Raw genomic sequence first — 15,452 nt, forward strand, 5'->3', positions numbered from 1 at the left:
CCCGGCTCCCCTTCCACCCCGCGCCCGGGGCACGCCCCGGGCGCGGGGCGACCCGCCGGACCCCTTAGGCTCATCCCTCGTGAGTACGGTGTGCGTGGTGCGGGACCTGGTCAAGACGTACCCCGCCGCGCGCGGTCGGCGGGGCACCCCCGCGACCCCCGAGGTGCGCGCCACCGACGGTGTCTGCCTGGAGGTCCGGGGCGGTGAGATCTTCGGACTGCTCGGCCCCAACGGCGCCGGCAAGTCCACCCTGGTCCGCCAGCTCACCGGGCTGATGCGCCCCGACTCCGGCTCCGTCGAGCTCCTCGGCCACGACCTGGTGCGCCACCCCGAGCGGGCCGCCCGGCTGGTCGGCTACCTCGGCCAGGAGTCCACCGCCCTGGACGAGCTGACCGTCGCCCTCGCCGCCGAGACCACCGGCCGGCTGCGCGGGCTCACCGCCCGCGAGGCCCGCGCCGGGCGGGACGCCGTCCTGGACGAACTGGGCCTCGCCGAGCTCGCCGGACGGCCCCTGAAGAAGCTCTCCGGCGGTCAGCGGCGGCTCGCCTGCTTCGCCGCCGCACTGGTCGGCGAGCGCCCCGTGCTCGTCCTGGACGAACCGACCACCGGCATGGACCCGGTCGCCCGCCGCGCCGTCTGGGCCGCCGTCGACCGGCGCCGCGCCGAGCACGGCGCCACCGTGCTGCTGGTCACCCACAACGTCATCGAGGCCGAGACGGTCCTCGACCGGGTCGCCGTACTGGAACGCGGCCGGGTCATCGCCTGCGACACGCCCTCCGGGCTGAAGGAGCGGGTGGCCGGGGAGGTCCGGGTGGAACTCGTGTGGCGCGAGCGCGCCCCGCTGGACGTCCCCGAGGTGGCCGCGCTGCGCCCCTCGGCCCAGGAGTCCGGCCGCCGCTGGGTGCTGCGGCTCGCCCCCGACGAGGCCCGGGCCGCCGTCGCCGCGGTCACCGGCGGCGCCGCCTTCGCCGCCCTGGACGACTTCACCCTGGCGGTGCCCAGCCTGGAGGACGTCTACCTGGCCCTCGGCGGCCGGACGAAGGGCCTGGTCAAGACGTGAGGCCGGGCGCGGGGACGAGGACGGGGACAGACGCGGGGATGGCGGCTGGGCGGGGCGGTTCCGGTCGTCCGACGGGGACGCCGGGGGAGGCGGGAAGCGCGGTGACGGGGATAGGGCCGAGGGCGACGGCTGCGCGGGGCGGTTCCGGGACGGGGACGGCGGCCGGGTGGGCCGGGGAGGGGCCGGGGATCCCGTACCGTGAACCCGGGCCCCGGGGACGTACGACCAGGACCCCCGGTTGTACTACCGAGACCCCCGGTCGTGTTGCGGGGGCGCCCGGAACGCACGCCGGAGACCTCGTACGTGTGCCGGGGGTGCCCGGACCGGACGCCGGGGGCCTCAGACGCGAGTCGGGGGCGCCGGGAACGTATGCCGGGGGCCTCGGACCGTACGCCAGCGCCACGGACGTACCCGCCGGAGACCCCGGCCCGTACGCCGGTGGTCCGGAGAGAGCGCGGGAAGCGCGGGAACAGGAGCGACACCACGTGAGCACCGTGTCCGCCAAGGCCCTGCCGTCCACGGTGGTGCGCGGGACGCGCGCCGGGGCGGGGGACGACCGGCCGGGCGCCGCAGACCTCGCCCCCCGGGCGCGGCTGCTGCCCGCACTCGCCGCGGTGTACCGGGCGCAGCTGTCCCGGGCCCGGGTGGCCCGGATCCCGCTGCTGTTCGTCGCCACCTTCCAGTCCGTCGGGATCATGGTCCTGATGCGCGGTGTGGTGGACGGCGGAGCCGAGGCGCGGGCCGTGGTCGCCGGCTCCTCGGTGCTGGTCGTGGCGTTCGTCGCGCTCAACCTGCTGGCCCAGTACTTCGGGCAGCTGCGGGCGAGCGGCGGGCTCGACCACTACGCCACGCTGCCGGTGCCGCCCGCCGCGGTGGTGCTCGGCGCGGCCGGCGCGTACGCCTCCTTCACGGTGCCCGGCACCGTGGTGACCGCCGTCACCGGTTCGGTGCTGTTCGGGCTGCCGCTCACCCATCTGTGGGTACTGGCGGCGGTGGTGCCGCTCTCCGGGGCGGCGCTGGCCGGTCTCGGCGCGGCGCTCGGACTGCTGGCGCCCCGCCAGGAGCTGGCCACCCTGCTGGGCCAGCTGGGCATGTCGGCGGCGCTGCTGCTCGGGGTGCTGCCCGCCGAACGGATGCCGGAGGCGCTCGGCTGGGCGCGTGACCTGCTGCCCTCCACGTACGGGGTGGAGGCCCTGGCCCGTACCTTCGACGCCCGGCCGGACTGGGCGGTGGTCGGGCTGGACCTGGCGGTCTGCGCCGGGGTCGGCGTGGTGTCGCTGGCCCTGGCCACCTGGGCCTACCGCCGGGCCGCGGTGCGCTGACCCCCGCCGCGGCGGACCGGTGAGGCGTACGCCGGGGGTGCCTGGCACGATGGCAGGGTGACCGCACCGCTGACCCCGCCCCACCAGCCGCCCCACGGGTCGTCCGACGGCCCCGCCCCCTCGCCGGCCGCCGGCGGTGCCGACTGGCCGCCGCCCTACCCTTCGGCGGCCTACCGGGACGGTGCCGGGCCGGACGAGAAGGCCGACCTGGCGGCCGAGGTGCGGCAGGGCGTCCTGGTGGCGTTGGCGGTGACCGTGCTGGGGGTGCTGCTGGGGCTGCTGTGGCTCTGGCTGGCGCCGCGGGTGCCGCTGATCTCGGACGGCAAGGCCGTTTTCCTGCGGGACACCGAGGGCGAGGGCGCGATCGGCGCCGACGCGGCGTTCGCGCTGCTGGGGCTGGGCCTCGGGGCGCTGAGCGCGGCGGGCGTCTTCTGGTACCAGCGACGCGGCGGCATCCCGGTGGTGGCGGGCCTCGCCCTTGGCGGACTGCTCGGCTCGCTGCTCGGCTGGGGCATCGGCACCCTGCTCGGCCCCACCCACGACGTGGCGGGACACGCCCGGGAGCTGGGGGCGGGCGTGGCGTTCGACGCCCCACTGGAGCTGAAGGCCTACGGGGCGATCCTGGCCTGGCCGATCGCGGCGATGCTCGTCCATCTGGCCCTCACCGCCCTCTTCGGCCCCCGCGACCCCGAGCCGGACGACTGGACCCCCCTCCCCGCCCCGACGCCCGGAACGACCTCCCCGGCGCCCGGTACGAACCCCCCGGGGTCCGGGCAGGGCTCGCCGCTCCCCGGCGCGACCGGTCCCACCGGCCCCTGGAACAGCCCGGACGGACACGGTCGCTGACTCCCCGACCCGCTGATCCGGGACGGACCCGGGGACGCCCGGGACGGGCCCCCTACGCGGCCCGCTGCCCCCACGGTGTGGCGGCCGGCCAACCTCGGCCCGGCCCGCCCCCGGCCCGGCCGGGAACGCTCAGGCGCGGCCGATGGGGGCGAGGACGGCCGCGGTGAGGGCGGCCAGGTCGGTGGGGGCTAGTTCGACCTCCAGGCCGCGGCGGCCGGCCGAGACGCAGATGGTGGCGTGACCGGAGGCGGAGGCGTCCAGCACCGTGGGCAGCCGCTTGCGCTGGCCGAGCGGGGAGATGCCGCCGCGGACGTAGCCGGTGGTGCGTTCGGCGGCGGCCGGGTCGGCCATCGCTGCCTTCTTGCCGCCGACCGCGGTGGCGAGCGCCTTGAGGTCGAGCCGGCAGGCGACCGGGACGACCGCGACGGTGAGCGCCCCGTCGACCTCGGCGACCAGGGTCTTGAACACCCGGTCGGGGGAGACGCCCAGCGCCTCGGCGGCCTCCTCGCCGTAGGACTCGGCGGCCGGGTCGTGGTCGTAGGCGTGCATGGTGAAGGCGGTGCCGGCGGCGGTCAGGGCGACCGTCGCCGGGGTGCCGCCGGCGGTCTGCTTCTTGGGCTTCTTGGCCACGGACGTCTCGTCTCCGGCGCGGTCAGTTGGGGCTGGTGGGGGTGCGGGTGAGTTCGACGGCGGGGAGGGAGGGGAGGTGGCGCAGCACCGCGGTCTCGGCGCGCAGCAGGTGCAGTTCCTCGCGCAGCCGGGTCGCGGTGTCCGGGGCCTGGAGCAGCCGCTGCTTGGCGCTGGTGTCCAGGACGGCGGCCGCGGCCACCAGGTAGGAGACGACGGAGGGTTCGTCGGGCAGCTCCTGGGAGGAGGCGACGGTGCGCTCCCGGGCCCCGGCCAGCCGCTGCTGGTAGGAGCGGAACGCGCGCAGGACGCCCTCGGCGAGTGGTTCGGCGCCGTCGCCGGGTTCCTCCTCCAGCTCCTCCAGTTCGGCGGTGAGGAACGGGCCGCTGGCCTCCACCGAGAGCAGTTTGACCCGAGTGGTGCCGGTGGCCAGCACCTCGAAGGTGCCGTCCGGCTGCTCCCGGATGGTGGCGGCGTCGGCGATGCAGCCGACCCGGTGGAAGGCCTGGATGGGGTCGGGGCCGAAGCCGGCGGCGGGGCCCTTCTCCGGTACGGAGGTCGGGTCGGGCATGCCGGGCGCGGTGGGTGCGACCTCGCGGCCGTCGCGGATCGCCACCACGGCGAACCGGCGGGGCTCCGACTCGTCGGTCTTCAGCAGCTCGCGCATCATGGCGCGATAACGCTCCTCGAAGACGTTCAGGGGCAGCACGAGGCCGGGGAACAGCACCGCGTTCAGCGGGAAGAGGGGCAGGCGAGCGGTGGTCACAGCGGTCAAGCGTAATGGCCGCCCGCACGGCTCCGTCCGCCCCATCCGGCCACGCGTCCGGCGGCACGTCCGCCCGGGCGCGCGGCGGGGTCCGCGTCGGCGGCCACCGCGCCGCGGGCCAGCTCGCGCGCGTCCAGGAACCGCCCCAGCGGATCGTCCCCCTCGGCGGCCCAGGCGCCGGCCGCCGCGCCCCACGGGTAGGAGGTGGCGTACGGGCCGATCAGCCGGAACTGCTCCAGCGCCTCGGTCCACCGCTCCCGGCGTACCAGGACGTGGGCGAGGATGTTGCGGACCTCGGCGGGCCAGGGGTCGCCGGCCGGGTAGCGGGCCGACAGTTCGGCGGCCAGGTCCGCGGCCGCGTCGATCCGGGCCCCGGGCACGGCGCCGGGGGCGTCCCCGCTGCCGGCGGCGGCCCGCAGCCGGGCGAAGGCGGCCCGCACCGGCAGCGCCCGTACCAGGGAGCCGGCCCCGGCGTCCTGGGCGGCCTGCTCGGCGAAGTCGAAGCAGTAGTCGAAGCAGGAGCCGAGCCCTTCGGGCCGGGAGCGGTGGCGGTGCTGGGCGAAGAGGTAGCGCAGCGCGGCGGTGTGGCAGCCGTAGTGGTGCGGGGCGCGGCGGACGGCCTGCTCCCACAGCGCCTCGAAGGCCTCCGGGGCGGCGCCGGTGCCGCGGGCGTGCTCCAGGGCGAGCCGCCAGGGCACCGGATCATGGGGGGAGGCCACGGCGGCGGCGTCGATGAGCGGGCCCACCTCGCGCAGCCGCTCGCCCCGCGCGGGGCTGGCCCAGGCGCGGCGCAGCGCCAGCTCGGCGGCGACCAGCGAGGCGTCCGGGTCGCCGGGCGCGGTCGCCTGCCAGCAGACGAGCCATTCGTCCCGGTTGCGGGCGAAAGCGGCGAGTTGGCCCGCGTACCGGTCGCGGCCTTCCCAGTCGGCCGACTCGCGGGTGGCCCGCAGCAGCGCGGCGGCTGGAAAGTGATCCCCGAGCGCGGCGGCGACCAGGGCCGGGGCCAGCCGCTGGTCGGGGGCGTCGAGCAGTACCGCGCCGTCCGGCGGCAGCCCGTCGGTGGAGTGGCGGTCGACGGGCCGGGACAGGCGTGCGGAGCTCATCAGGGCGCGCAGCAGTGTCATGGTATCGACCATTGAAAACCGCAGGTCACAGCAGCGCCAGGGGTGTGCTGTGAAGCTTTGGTAGCGGCCGGAAGGTTGTATCGCCGAATGTCAAGAGAACGTAAAGAAAGGGGTGAGGGCGGTGATCGTGGTGACGGTGGTGCGGTTGGGGTGGGATGGGTCGGCGATGTCCTCCGGCGGGCGCTCGCGACCCGACGGCGGTCAGTTGCGGCGCAGCAGCCGGGAGGCGCCGGCGGCCACCGTGGTGGCCAGAACCCATCCCAGCAGAATCAGCGCCACGGTCACCCACTGCCAGTAACCCGTCACCCGCCACTGGCCGACCTGGCCGAGATCGATCACCGGGAGCAGCAGATCCAGCGCGTAGAGCGCGGCGCTCCACTGCGGATGCTCCTGCTCCTTCATCGGCGGCGGGTCGGCCCGGGCGAAGGCCACCGTTCCGGCCGCCCACAGCACCGCCATCCACAGCGCCGCCCGCCCGGGCCGGTAGCCGTAGGCGACCGTCCAGTCCTGGAGATAGCCCCAGGCCTTCGCGGCCAGCGGCAGCGTCTCGCGCCGCCGCCGCTGCTTGGCCAGCAGCACCTCCCGGGCGTCGGAGTCCTCCCCGCCCGCCCGTAGCACCGCCGCCAGCCGCTCGTACGGCTCCGGGTTGAACTCCGGGGTGGCCGCCGCCAGCCACTCCAGCCGCCGGGTCAGCGGGAAGTGGCCGTAGGGGACCAGGTTCTCGTAGACCAGGCCGCTCATCGCCAGCCCGCCCGGGCCCGGCCAGCTGGTCGACTGGTCCACCAGGGTGACGATCTTCGCCCCGTTGAGCACCACCCGGCCCTCCTCCGGCCGCTCGCAGGTGAACCGCAGCTCCGGGGTGGCGATCCGGCGCAGCGACACCTCCTCGCGGGCCTCGGAGGAGAGCAGGAAGCGGGCATGGTGGAAGTCGACCGCGTCCCCGAACCGGCCGTCGTCCAGCCGCAGCCCGCCCCGGCACTCGAAGGGCCGTGTCCGGGTGCCGCGCAGCGGGGTGTTGAAGGTGGACAGCCCGCCCGGCGGGGTCGCCCCCTCCGGCGCGGCGCCCGTCCGGTCGCTGACCCAGGCGTCCGTCAGATGGAGGGTGCGCTCCACGGTGAGCTGCGGCGCGTTCAGCGCCCGGCGGCCCTCCCTACCGCGCAGCCGGGCGCCGCGCAGGCTCATCGACACCCCCACCTTCGCCCCGCGCAGGCTCAGCTCCCCGTTGGTCTCGATCAGATCCGCCTGGAGGTCCTGCGCCACCGACAGGCCGTCCGCGACCACCGCCCGCCCGCGCCGGTCCGGGCCGACATGGATCTGGCTGATCAGCAGGTCGGTGCCGATCTGGGCGTCGGTCAGCCGGATCCCGCGCTCCACCCGGCAGCGCGGCAGATGCAGATCGCCCTCGGTCTGCAGCCGGGCCGCCTCCAGCCTCGGTATCGCGCAGCCCGCCATCCGCAGGGTGGTGAACCGGGACTCCGGCAGCAGCACCTCCCGCTCGAAGCGGCAGCCGTGCAGCTCCACATAGGGCCCGATGGTGCCGCCGGCCAGATCCAGCGTGCCGGTGATCCGCACCCCGCGCAGCTTCAGCGCCGAGACCCGCCCGGCCAGCGCCGGCGGCCCGGCCAGGAGCAGCAGCGCCACCTTCTCCGCCCGTACCGTCCGCTCCGGCGGCCAGACCCGCGCCGCGAACGGGTCGTCCAGCAGGGCATTGCCCGCACTCAGGTCGTAGACGGCGCCGATCCGGAACGCCTGCCACATGCCCACCTCGGCCGGTGTCAGACCGTCCGGTACGTCGTCCTCGTGCGGTGCGTTCACCGCGGCCCCCTCGTTCCCCGTGTGCCCCGAGGGGCGTGCCCGGTGCGGCCGCGAGAGGCCCCTCCCCGTGGCGTCCGGCGGGGGCTCGGTCCCCGGCGCCCTGCCGGGGCACGACCTCGCTGCACCAGGCGCGGCACCCGCCCCCACCTCGTATGTCGTACGCGTGTTCTTCCCACTGTGTGACGGACCGAACGCTAACGGTCAGCCGTGGCGAGAAGACGCCACCGGGGCATGTATCAGCCAGTGATACGGAGGACGGGCCCCGGGAGACCGTCTGCGAGAATTGAGCCGTGATCTCACGAATCGATCTGCGCGGCGACGCCCTCCCCGAGGGCGCCGCACTGCGTGACCTGCTGCCCCGTGCCGAGCTCGACGTGGAAGCCGCCCTGGAGAAGGTCCGGCCCATCTGCGAGGACGTGCACCATCGGGGCGACGCGGCGCTGATCGACTACGCCCAGCGGTTCGACGGGGTCGCCCTGGACCGGATCCGGGTGCCCGGGCCCGCGCTCACCCGCGCCCTGGCGGAGCTGGACCCGGCCGTCCGCGCGGCCCTGGAGGAGTCCATCACCCGGGCCCGTACGGTCCACCGCGCCCAGCGCCGTACCGAGCACACCACCCAGGTCGCGCCCGGCGGCACCGTCACCGAGAAGTGGGTGCCGGTCGAGCGGGTCGGGCTCTACGCCCCCGGCGGCCGCTCGGTCTACCCCTCCTCCGTGATCATGAACGTGGTCCCGGCCCAGGAGGCCGGCGTCGAGTCCATCGCGCTCGCCTCCCCGCCCCAGGCCGACTTCGGCGGCCTGCCGCACCCCACCATCCTCGCCGCCTGCGCCCTGCTCGGCGTGGACGAGGTGTACGCGGCCGGCGGCGCCCAGGCCGTGGCGATGTTCGCGTACGGGACCGAGTCCTGCGCGCCCGCCAACATGGTCACCGGCCCCGGCAACGTCTGGGTGGCCGCCGCCAAGCGGTACTTCACCGGCAAGATCGGCATCGACGCCGAGGCCGGCCCCACCGAGATCGCCGTCCTCGCCGACCGCACCGCCGACCCGGTGCACGTCGCCGCCGACCTGATCAGCCAGGCCGAGCACGACCCGCTGGCCGCCGCCGTGCTGGTCACCGACTCCCTCGACCTCGCCGAGGCCGTGGAGAAGGAGCTCACCCCGCAGATCGCCGCCACCAAGCACGTCGAGGACCGCGTCGAGCCCGCGCTGCGCGGCCGGCAGTCCGCGATCGTCCTGGTCGACGGCATCGAGGAGGGCCTGAAGGTGGTCGACGCGTACGGCGCCGAGCACCTGGAGATCCAGACCGCCGACGCCGCCGCGCTGGCCCACCGGGTGCGCAACGCCGGCGCGATCTTCGTCGGCCCCTACGCCCCGGTCTCCCTCGGCGACTACTGCGCCGGCTCCAACCACGTCCTGCCCACCGGCGGCTGCGCGTGCCACTCCTCGGGCCTGTCCGTGCAGTCCTTCCTGCGCGGCATCCACATCGTGGACTACACCCGCGACGCCCTCGCCGAGGTCGCCCACCACGTGGTCACCCTCGCCGAGGCCGAGGACCTGCCCGCGCACGGCGCCGCGATCAAGGCGAGGTTCGGCTGGAAGGTGCCCGGCCAGTGAGCACCGAGGACATCGGCATCGACGACCTCCCCATCCGCGACGAGCTGCGCGGCAAGTCCCCGTACGGCGCGCCCCAGCTCCACGTCCCGGTACGCCTCAACACCAACGAGAACCCGTACCCGCTGCCCGAACCGCTGGTCGAGCGGATCGCCGAGCGGGTCCGCGAGGCCGCGCGTACGCTCAACCGCTACCCCGACCGGGACGCCGTCGAGCTGCGCACCGCGCTCGCCGCCTACCTCAGCCGCACCGCCGGGCACGAGGTCGGAGTGCGCCAGGTGTGGGCCGCCAACGGCTCCAACGAGGTCCTCCAGCAGCTGCTGCAGACCTTCGCCGGGCCGGGGCGCCTGGCCATCGGCTTCGAGCCGTCGTACTCGATGCACGGGCTGATCGCCCGCGGCACCGGCACCGGCTGGATCTCCGGCCCGCGCCGCGCGGACTTCCGCATCGACACCGAGGCGGCCACCGCGGCCATCGCCGAGCACCGCCCCGACGTCGTCTTCGTCACCTCGCCCAACAACCCCACCGGTACGGCGGTGGACGCCGAGACCGTGCTGGCGCTCTACGAGGCCGCCCAGGCCGCCAAGCCCTCCCTGGTCGTCGTCGACGAGGCATACGTCGAGTTCAGCCACCGCCCCTCCCTCCTGCCGCTGATCGAGGGCCGGCCGAACCTGGTGGTCTCCCGCACCATGTCCAAGGCGTTCGGCGCCGCCGGGCTGCGGCTGGGCTACCTCGCCGCCCACCCGGCCGTGGTGGACGCCGTCCAGCTGGTCCGCCTGCCGTACCACCTCTCCGCCGTCACCCAGGCCACCGCGCTCGCCGCGCTGGAGCACACCGATACGCTGCTGGGGTACGTCGAAGCGCTCAAGGCCGAGCGCGACCGCCTCGTCGCTGAGCTGCTCGCCGCCGGCTACGAGGTCACCGAGTCCGACGCCAACTTCGTCCAGTTCGGACGCTTCGCGGACGCCCACGCCGTCTGGCGGAGCATCCTCGACCGGGGCGTGCTGGTCCGCGACAACGGCGTACCGGGCTGGCTGCGGGTCACGGCCGGAACACCGCAGGAGAACGACGCGTTCCTGGACGCGGTACGCGCACTGAAGAAGGAGCAGAGCTCATGAGCCGTGTTGGACGGGTCGAGCGCACCACCAAGGAGACCTCCGTCGTGGTCGAGATAGACCTCGACGGCACCGGCAAGGTCGATGTGACCACCGGTGTCGGCTTCTACGACCACATGCTGGACCAGCTCGGCCGGCACGGTCTGTTCGACCTCACTGTCAAGACCGACGGCGACCTGCACATCGACACCCACCACACCATCGAGGACACCGCCCTCGCGCTCGGCGCCGCCTTCAAGCAGGCCCTCGGCGACAAGGTGGGCATCTACCGCTTCGGCAACTGCACGGTCCCGCTGGACGAGTCCCTCGCCCAGGTCACCGTGGACCTCTCCGGCCGCCCCTACCTGGTGCACTCCGAGCCGGAGAACATGGCGCCGATGATCGGGTCGTACGACACCACCATGACCCGGCACATCTTCGAGTCCTTCGTCGCCCAGGCGCAGATCGCCCTGCACATCCACGTCCCGTACGGGCGCAACGCCCACCACATCGTGGAGTGCCAGTTCAAGGCGCTCGCCCGCGCCCTGCGCTACGCCTCCGAGCGCGACCCGCGCGCCGCCGGCATCCTGCCCTCCACCAAGGGCGCCCTGTGACCGACCGAACCTTCCGGACCCCCCGGGCCGGGGCCGCGCTGTGACCGGTCTGTCCACCATCCTGATCGCCGCCGGCGTCTTCCTGGGCGCCGGCGTCTACTCCTTCGCCAAGCAGGGCATGCCCCGGGGCGTCGTCGTGCTGCTGGCCCTCGCCTCCGCGATGTGCCTGGTGGCCGGCGTCCTGCGCATCCAGGGCATCTGGGACTGAGGACGATGAGCACTTCTGAGAAGAAGGTCGTGGTCTTCGACTACGGCTTCGGCAACGTCCGCTCCGCCGAGCGCGCCCTCGCCCATGTCGGCGCCGATGTGGAGATCACCGGCGACTACGAGAAGGCGATGAACGCCGACGGCCTCCTCGTTCCCGGCGTCGGCGCCTTCTCGGCCTGTATGAAGGGGCTGAAGGAGGCCCGCGGCGACTGGGTCGTGGAACGCCGGCTCGCCGGCGGCCGCCCCGTCTTGGGCATCTGCGTCGGCATGCAGATCCTGTTCGCCCGGGGCATCGAGCACGGCGTGGAGACCGAGGGCCTGGACGAGTGGCCCGGCACCGTCGGCCCGCTGGACGCCCCGGTCGTCCCGCACATGGGCTGGAACACCGTCGAGAGCCCCGAGGACAGCGAGCTGTTCGCCGGGCTCGACGCGGACGCCCGGTTCTACTTCGTGCACTCCTACGCCGTCCACGACTGGTCCCTCCAGATCACCAACCCCGCCATGCGCGCCCCCCTGGTCACCTGGGCCACTCACGGCGAGAAGTTCGTCGCCGCCGTGGAGAACGGCGCCCTGTGGGCCACCCAGTTCCACCCCGAGAAGTCCGGCGAGGCCGGCGCGCAGCTGCTCGCCAACTGGCTCAGGACCTTCTGACCCACTCTCTCCTTCTGTTCCCCTCTCTACGATCTGCGATCGAGGACCCGCTGAGATGAGCAAGCTCGAACTCCTCCCCGCCGTCGACGTCCGCGACGGCCAGGCCGTACGGCTCGTCCACGGCGAGTCCGGCACGGAGACCTCCTACGGCTCCCCGCTGGAGGCCGCCCTGGCCTGGCAGCGCTCGGGCGCGGAGTGGCTGCATCTGGTGGACCTCGACGCTGCCTTCGGCACCGGTGACAACCGGGAGCTGATCGCCGAGGTCGCCCGCGCCATGGACATCAAGGTGGAGCTGTCCGGCGGCATCCGCGACGACGCCTCGCTGGCCGCCGCGCTCGCCACCGGCTGCACCCGGGTCAACCTCGGCACCGCCGCGCTGGAGACCCCCGAGTGGGTCGCCAAGGTCATCGCCGAGCACGGCGACCAGATCGCCGTCGGCCTGGACGTACGGGGCACCACCCTGCGCGGTCGCGGCTGGACCCGCGACGGCGGCGACCTCTACGAGACCCTGGCCCGTCTCGACTCCGAGGGCTGCGCCCGCTACGTGGTCACCGACATCGCCAAGGACGGCACCCTCCAGGGCCCCAACCTGGAGCTGCTGCGCAATGTCTGCGCGGCCACCGACAAGCCGGTCGTCGCCTCCGGCGGCGTCTCCTCGCTGGACGACCTGCGCGCCATCGCCGCGCTCGTCCCCGAGGGCGTCGAGGGCGCCATCGTCGGCAAGGCCCTCTACGCCGAGGCCTTCACCCTGGAGGAGGCGCTCGCCGTGGTCGCCGGATGAGCGGCGCCCTGCGCCGGGTCTCCTCCGGCGCGCCCTGGGAGGAGCAGTTCGGCTACTCCCGCGCCGTCGAGCTGCCCAGCGGCCTCGTCCTGGTCTCCGGCTGCACCTCCGTGGTGGACGGCCAGATCACCGGCGGCAGCCCGTACGAGCAGGCCGTGAACGCCTTCGGGGTCGCCATAGCCGCCCTCGGCCGGCTCGGCCTCACCGCCGCCGACGTGGTCCGCACCCGGATGTACCTCACCCACTCCCGGGACGTGGAGGAGGTCGGCCGCGCCCACAAGGAGCTGTTCGACGCGGTACGCCCCGCCGCCTCCATGATCATCGTGTCCGGGTTCGTCGACCCGGGCCTGGTGGTGGAGGTCGAGGTCGAGGCCTACCGCGCGCCCGGTACGCCCGCCCCCGGCACGCCCACCGAGGAGGTGCCCTCATGACCCTCGCGGTACGGGTCATCCCCTGCCTGGACGTGGACAACGGCCGCGTCGTCAAGGGCGTCAACTTCCAGAACCTGCGGGACGCCGGGGACCCGGTCGAGATGGCCCGGCTGTACGACGCCGAGGGCGCCGACGAGCTGACCTTCCTCGACATCACCGCCTCCTCCGGCGACCGGGAGACCACCTACGACGTGGTGCGCCGCACCGCCGAGCAGGTCTTCATCCCGCTCACCGTGGGCGGCGGCGTGCGCAGCGCCGACGACGTGGACAAGCTGCTGCGGGCCGGCGCGGACAAGGTCGGCGTCAACACCGCCGCCATCGCCCGCCCCGAGCTGATCCGGGAGATCGCCGAGCGCTTCGGCCGCCAGGTCCTCGTCCTGTCGGTGGACGCCCGCCGCACCCCCGAGGGCGCCTTCGAGGTCACCACCCACGGCGGCCGCCGCGGCACCGGCATCGACGCTGTGGAGTGGGCCCACCGCGCCGCCGAGCTGGGCGCCGGGGAGATCCTGCTGAACTCCATGGACGCCGACGGCACCAAGGACGGCTACGACACCGAGATGATCGCCGCGGTACGCGCGCATGTCTCGGTCCCGGTCATCGCCTCCGGCGGCGCCGGCCGCGCCGACCACTTCCCGCCCGCCATCGCCGCCGGCGCGGACGCGGTGCTGGCCGCCTCCGTCTTCCACTTCGGCGACCTGCGGATCGGCGAGGTCAAGGACACCCTGCGGGAGGCGGGCCACCCGGTGCGGTGAGTCCGTGTCCTTACTGAGCACTCTGTGCCCCGTCTGCTCCGGTCGGTGACCGGATGGAGGCGGGGCGCGGTCATGCTCAGCCCGCTTCTCCCTTCATTCTCCCTTCACGATGAGTTTCCGTGCCCCCGGAGGTCTACTGGAGACAGGCCCGGATCAGGGAGGTCGACCGCCATGGACGTCAAGCGCAGGCATACGGGACCGCGTGCGGATGCGGATACCGCTGAGGAGGTGCTCGCCGAGTTCACCGCGGTGCTGCGGAAGAGCCCCGAGCAGGGCGGTTGGACGTTCGTGGTCTGGCCGGAGTCCGTCGCCTTCTTCGGCACCCGCGGGCTGGTCAAGGTCAGCGGCACCATCGACGGCTGCCCCTTCACCAGCTCCTTCATGGCGCTCGGCGACGGCACCCACAAGCTGCCGGTCCGCTCCGACATCCGCAAGGCCATCGGCAAGGAGCGCGGCGACACGGTGACCGTCCGCCTGGAGCAGCGGCTCGGCGGTCAGGGCCCGAAGAAGACCTGAGCCGCTTCTCGCACCGATCGTGATCATTCCCTGACGGATTGTCAGTGCCGGGTGCTTTGATGTCGGTACTGCCGGAGACCGCCTCGGGGAGGGGCGGTCACGGTCGGACGGATGGCGAGAGGGGTGGGTTCATGCCCGCTGTCAGGGAGTACTTCAGGGCGAACGGGACCAGGGTGCGCGCGCACTGGCGCAACGCCGCGGGGTCCAGCGGCCAGTTGACGCTGCTCGCGGTCGTGGTGCTGGTGGTGATCGCCGCGTCGGGAGGTGGGGCCTCGGGGGCGAACGGGGAGCGGGGCGGAGGGGGGAAGCAGTTACCGGGGCCGCGTCCGACGACCGTCTATCCCATCACCTGGCCGGGCTGGGACAAGCCCGCGCCGAAGCCGTCCCCGACCGTCTCGTATCCGATCGTCTTCCCGACGAAGGGCGCGCGGTGAGCCGGCGTCCGTCCCGTTCACCGGCCCGGCGCCGGACGTCGGTGTCGCGCCGGGCCTCGGCGACCCGGCGGCGTACGAGGAGCCGGCGCACCAGGAAGGCGCAGATCGGCTGGGAGGAGATGGTCGGGCTGCTTCTGGTGCTTATGGCGGCCTGGAGCCTGTTCGTCGGGACGCTGCGCTGGCTGGCCGCCCACCCCTGGGTGCCCGTGCTGCTGCTCCTCGCCGTGTTGGCGGCGGGGGCCTGGTGGGTGTGGCGGCGAGCGGAGGCGGCGCGGTGGGAGCGGGTACGGGCCTCCGGCCTGCGGTACGGCCTGCCGCAGATCGACGCCCTGCACCACCGGCAGTTCGAGCACGCGATACGTGACCTGATGCACCGCGACGGCTGCCCGGACGCGGTCCAGGTCGGCGGCGCGGGCGACCACGGCGCCGATGTGAAGGCCACCGACCCCTATGGGCGCCGTTGGGTCATCCAGTGCAAGCACCGCCGGGCCGGGCTCGCCGGGGCGGCGGTCGGTACCCCGGACCTGCATGTCCTCAACGGCACCGGCCGCCCGGTGCACGGCGGTGATGTGGTCGTCCTGGTCACCAACGGCCGCTTCACCGCCAACGCCGTGGACTTCGCTGCCTCCCAGCGGCTGCATCTGGTGGACCGCCGGCTGCTGGGCCGGTGGGCGGCAGGCTCCACTCCGCTGTGGGAGCTGCTGCGCGCGATACCCCCGCCGCGCCGCCCCACGCCCCGGTCCTGAGGAGGGGGAGGGGGGCGGGAGCGAACGGTCGGGGGAGGCAGGCTGAGAGCGGGGGT

At 74.3% G+C, this 15,452-nt stretch carries 18 protein-coding genes; 14 read left to right on the forward strand and 4 right to left on the reverse strand.

All coding sequences use genetic code 11. From position 1 onward, the window contains the following. The first annotated feature begins 88 nt into the window (after window positions 1-88). The 3 genes from ABZ945_RS14230 to ABZ945_RS14240 all read left to right on the forward strand — a co-directional run bounded on the left by ABZ945_RS14230 (window position 89) and on the right by ABZ945_RS14240 (window position 3,228). Window positions 89-1,060: an ABC transporter ATP-binding protein gene (locus tag ABZ945_RS14230; RefSeq protein WP_361268555.1), complete on the forward strand. Its 972-nt coding sequence runs from the start codon at window positions 89-91 to the stop codon at window positions 1,058-1,060. Between the two features lie 521 nt (window positions 1,061-1,581). Next, the gene (locus ABZ945_RS14235) at window positions 1,582-2,382 is read left to right on the forward strand and encodes an ABC transporter permease (RefSeq protein ID WP_361268558.1); all 801 of its coding nucleotides are present in this window, start codon (window positions 1,582-1,584) and stop codon (window positions 2,380-2,382) included. Between the two features lie 57 nt (window positions 2,383-2,439). Continuing rightward, a complete protein-coding gene (locus tag ABZ945_RS14240; RefSeq protein ID WP_361268211.1) occupies window positions 2,440-3,228 on the forward strand; it encodes a DUF2567 domain-containing protein in 789 nt (262 codons plus the stop codon). A 129-nt stretch (window positions 3,229-3,357) separates the two neighbouring features. Here ABZ945_RS14240 and ybaK read toward each other — a convergent pair whose 3' ends face one another. The 4 genes from ybaK to ABZ945_RS14260 all read right to left on the reverse strand — a co-directional run bounded on the left by ybaK (window position 3,358) and on the right by ABZ945_RS14260 (window position 7,560). Further along, window positions 3,358-3,858, reverse strand: coding sequence for a Cys-tRNA(Pro) deacylase (gene ybaK / locus ABZ945_RS14245; RefSeq protein WP_361268214.1), 501 nt, complete (start codon window positions 3,856-3,858; stop codon window positions 3,358-3,360). 22 nt (window positions 3,859-3,880) lie between these two features. After that, complete coding sequence (locus ABZ945_RS14250) at window positions 3,881-4,621, reverse strand: LON peptidase substrate-binding domain-containing protein (protein WP_361268216.1); 741 nt, start codon at window positions 4,619-4,621, stop codon at window positions 3,881-3,883. 5 nt (window positions 4,622-4,626) lie between these two features. After that, entirely contained in the window at window positions 4,627-5,757 is a 1,131-nt protein-coding gene (locus tag ABZ945_RS14255; RefSeq protein ID WP_361268219.1) for a hypothetical protein, read from the reverse strand. A gap of 189 nt (window positions 5,758-5,946) precedes the next feature. Beyond that, window positions 5,947-7,560 carry an oxidoreductase gene (locus ABZ945_RS14260; protein WP_361268222.1) on the reverse strand — a complete coding sequence of 538 codons (1,614 nt, stop codon included), beginning with the start codon at window positions 7,558-7,560 and terminating at the stop codon, window positions 5,947-5,949. A gap of 290 nt (window positions 7,561-7,850) precedes the next feature. Between ABZ945_RS14260 and hisD the strand changes: the two genes are divergently transcribed. The 11 genes from hisD to ABZ945_RS14315 all read left to right on the forward strand — a co-directional run bounded on the left by hisD (window position 7,851) and on the right by ABZ945_RS14315 (window position 15,396). Beyond that, complete coding sequence (gene hisD, locus ABZ945_RS14265; protein WP_361268225.1) at window positions 7,851-9,173, forward strand: histidinol dehydrogenase; 1,323 nt, start codon at window positions 7,851-7,853, stop codon at window positions 9,171-9,173. Next, a complete protein-coding gene (locus ABZ945_RS14270) occupies window positions 9,170-10,288 on the forward strand; it encodes a histidinol-phosphate transaminase (RefSeq protein WP_361268228.1) in 1,119 nt (372 codons plus the stop codon). The genes hisD and ABZ945_RS14270 overlap by 4 nt, the downstream gene beginning before the upstream one ends. Next, entirely contained in the window at window positions 10,285-10,878 is a 594-nt protein-coding gene (hisB, locus tag ABZ945_RS14275) for an imidazoleglycerol-phosphate dehydratase HisB (RefSeq protein WP_248636289.1), read from the forward strand. The genes ABZ945_RS14270 and hisB overlap by 4 nt, the downstream gene beginning before the upstream one ends. Before the next feature lie 40 nt (window positions 10,879-10,918). Further along, window positions 10,919-11,086: a hypothetical protein gene (locus ABZ945_RS14280; protein WP_361268231.1), complete on the forward strand. Its 168-nt coding sequence runs from the start codon at window positions 10,919-10,921 to the stop codon at window positions 11,084-11,086. Window positions 11,087-11,091: 5 nt separating this feature from the next. Continuing rightward, window positions 11,092-11,736 carry an imidazole glycerol phosphate synthase subunit HisH gene (gene hisH / locus ABZ945_RS14285; protein WP_361268235.1) on the forward strand — a complete coding sequence of 215 codons (645 nt, stop codon included), beginning with the start codon at window positions 11,092-11,094 and terminating at the stop codon, window positions 11,734-11,736. A gap of 55 nt (window positions 11,737-11,791) precedes the next feature. Next, window positions 11,792-12,517, forward strand: a complete 726-nt coding sequence (gene priA / locus ABZ945_RS14290) for a bifunctional 1-(5-phosphoribosyl)-5-((5-phosphoribosylamino)methylideneamino)imidazole-4-carboxamide isomerase/phosphoribosylanthranilate isomerase PriA (RefSeq protein WP_361268238.1) — start codon at window positions 11,792-11,794, stop codon at window positions 12,515-12,517. Beyond that, window positions 12,514-12,948 carry a RidA family protein gene (locus ABZ945_RS14295; protein WP_361268240.1) on the forward strand — a complete coding sequence of 145 codons (435 nt, stop codon included), beginning with the start codon at window positions 12,514-12,516 and terminating at the stop codon, window positions 12,946-12,948. Before priA ends, ABZ945_RS14295 begins: the two co-directional genes overlap by 4 nt. Beyond that, window positions 12,945-13,700 (forward strand): imidazole glycerol phosphate synthase subunit HisF, encoded by a 756-nt coding sequence (hisF, locus tag ABZ945_RS14300; protein WP_361268243.1) that lies wholly within the window; start codon window positions 12,945-12,947, stop codon window positions 13,698-13,700. Before ABZ945_RS14295 ends, hisF begins: the two co-directional genes overlap by 4 nt. Before the next feature lie 171 nt (window positions 13,701-13,871). Continuing rightward, window positions 13,872-14,216: a DUF1905 domain-containing protein gene (locus ABZ945_RS14305; RefSeq protein ID WP_361268246.1), complete on the forward strand. Its 345-nt coding sequence runs from the start codon at window positions 13,872-13,874 to the stop codon at window positions 14,214-14,216. Between the two features lie 131 nt (window positions 14,217-14,347). Beyond that, window positions 14,348-14,650: a hypothetical protein gene (locus ABZ945_RS14310; protein ID WP_361268249.1), complete on the forward strand. Its 303-nt coding sequence runs from the start codon at window positions 14,348-14,350 to the stop codon at window positions 14,648-14,650. A gap of 119 nt (window positions 14,651-14,769) precedes the next feature. Then, the gene (locus ABZ945_RS14315) at window positions 14,770-15,396 is read left to right on the forward strand and encodes a restriction endonuclease (protein ID WP_361268253.1); all 627 of its coding nucleotides are present in this window, start codon (window positions 14,770-14,772) and stop codon (window positions 15,394-15,396) included. Window positions 15,397-15,452 lie beyond the last annotated feature (56 nt).

The organism is Streptomyces sp. NPDC046887, assembly GCF_040644755.1.
GTDB classification, from domain to species: Bacteria; Actinomycetota; Actinomycetes; order Streptomycetales; family Streptomycetaceae; genus Streptomyces; species Streptomyces lichenis.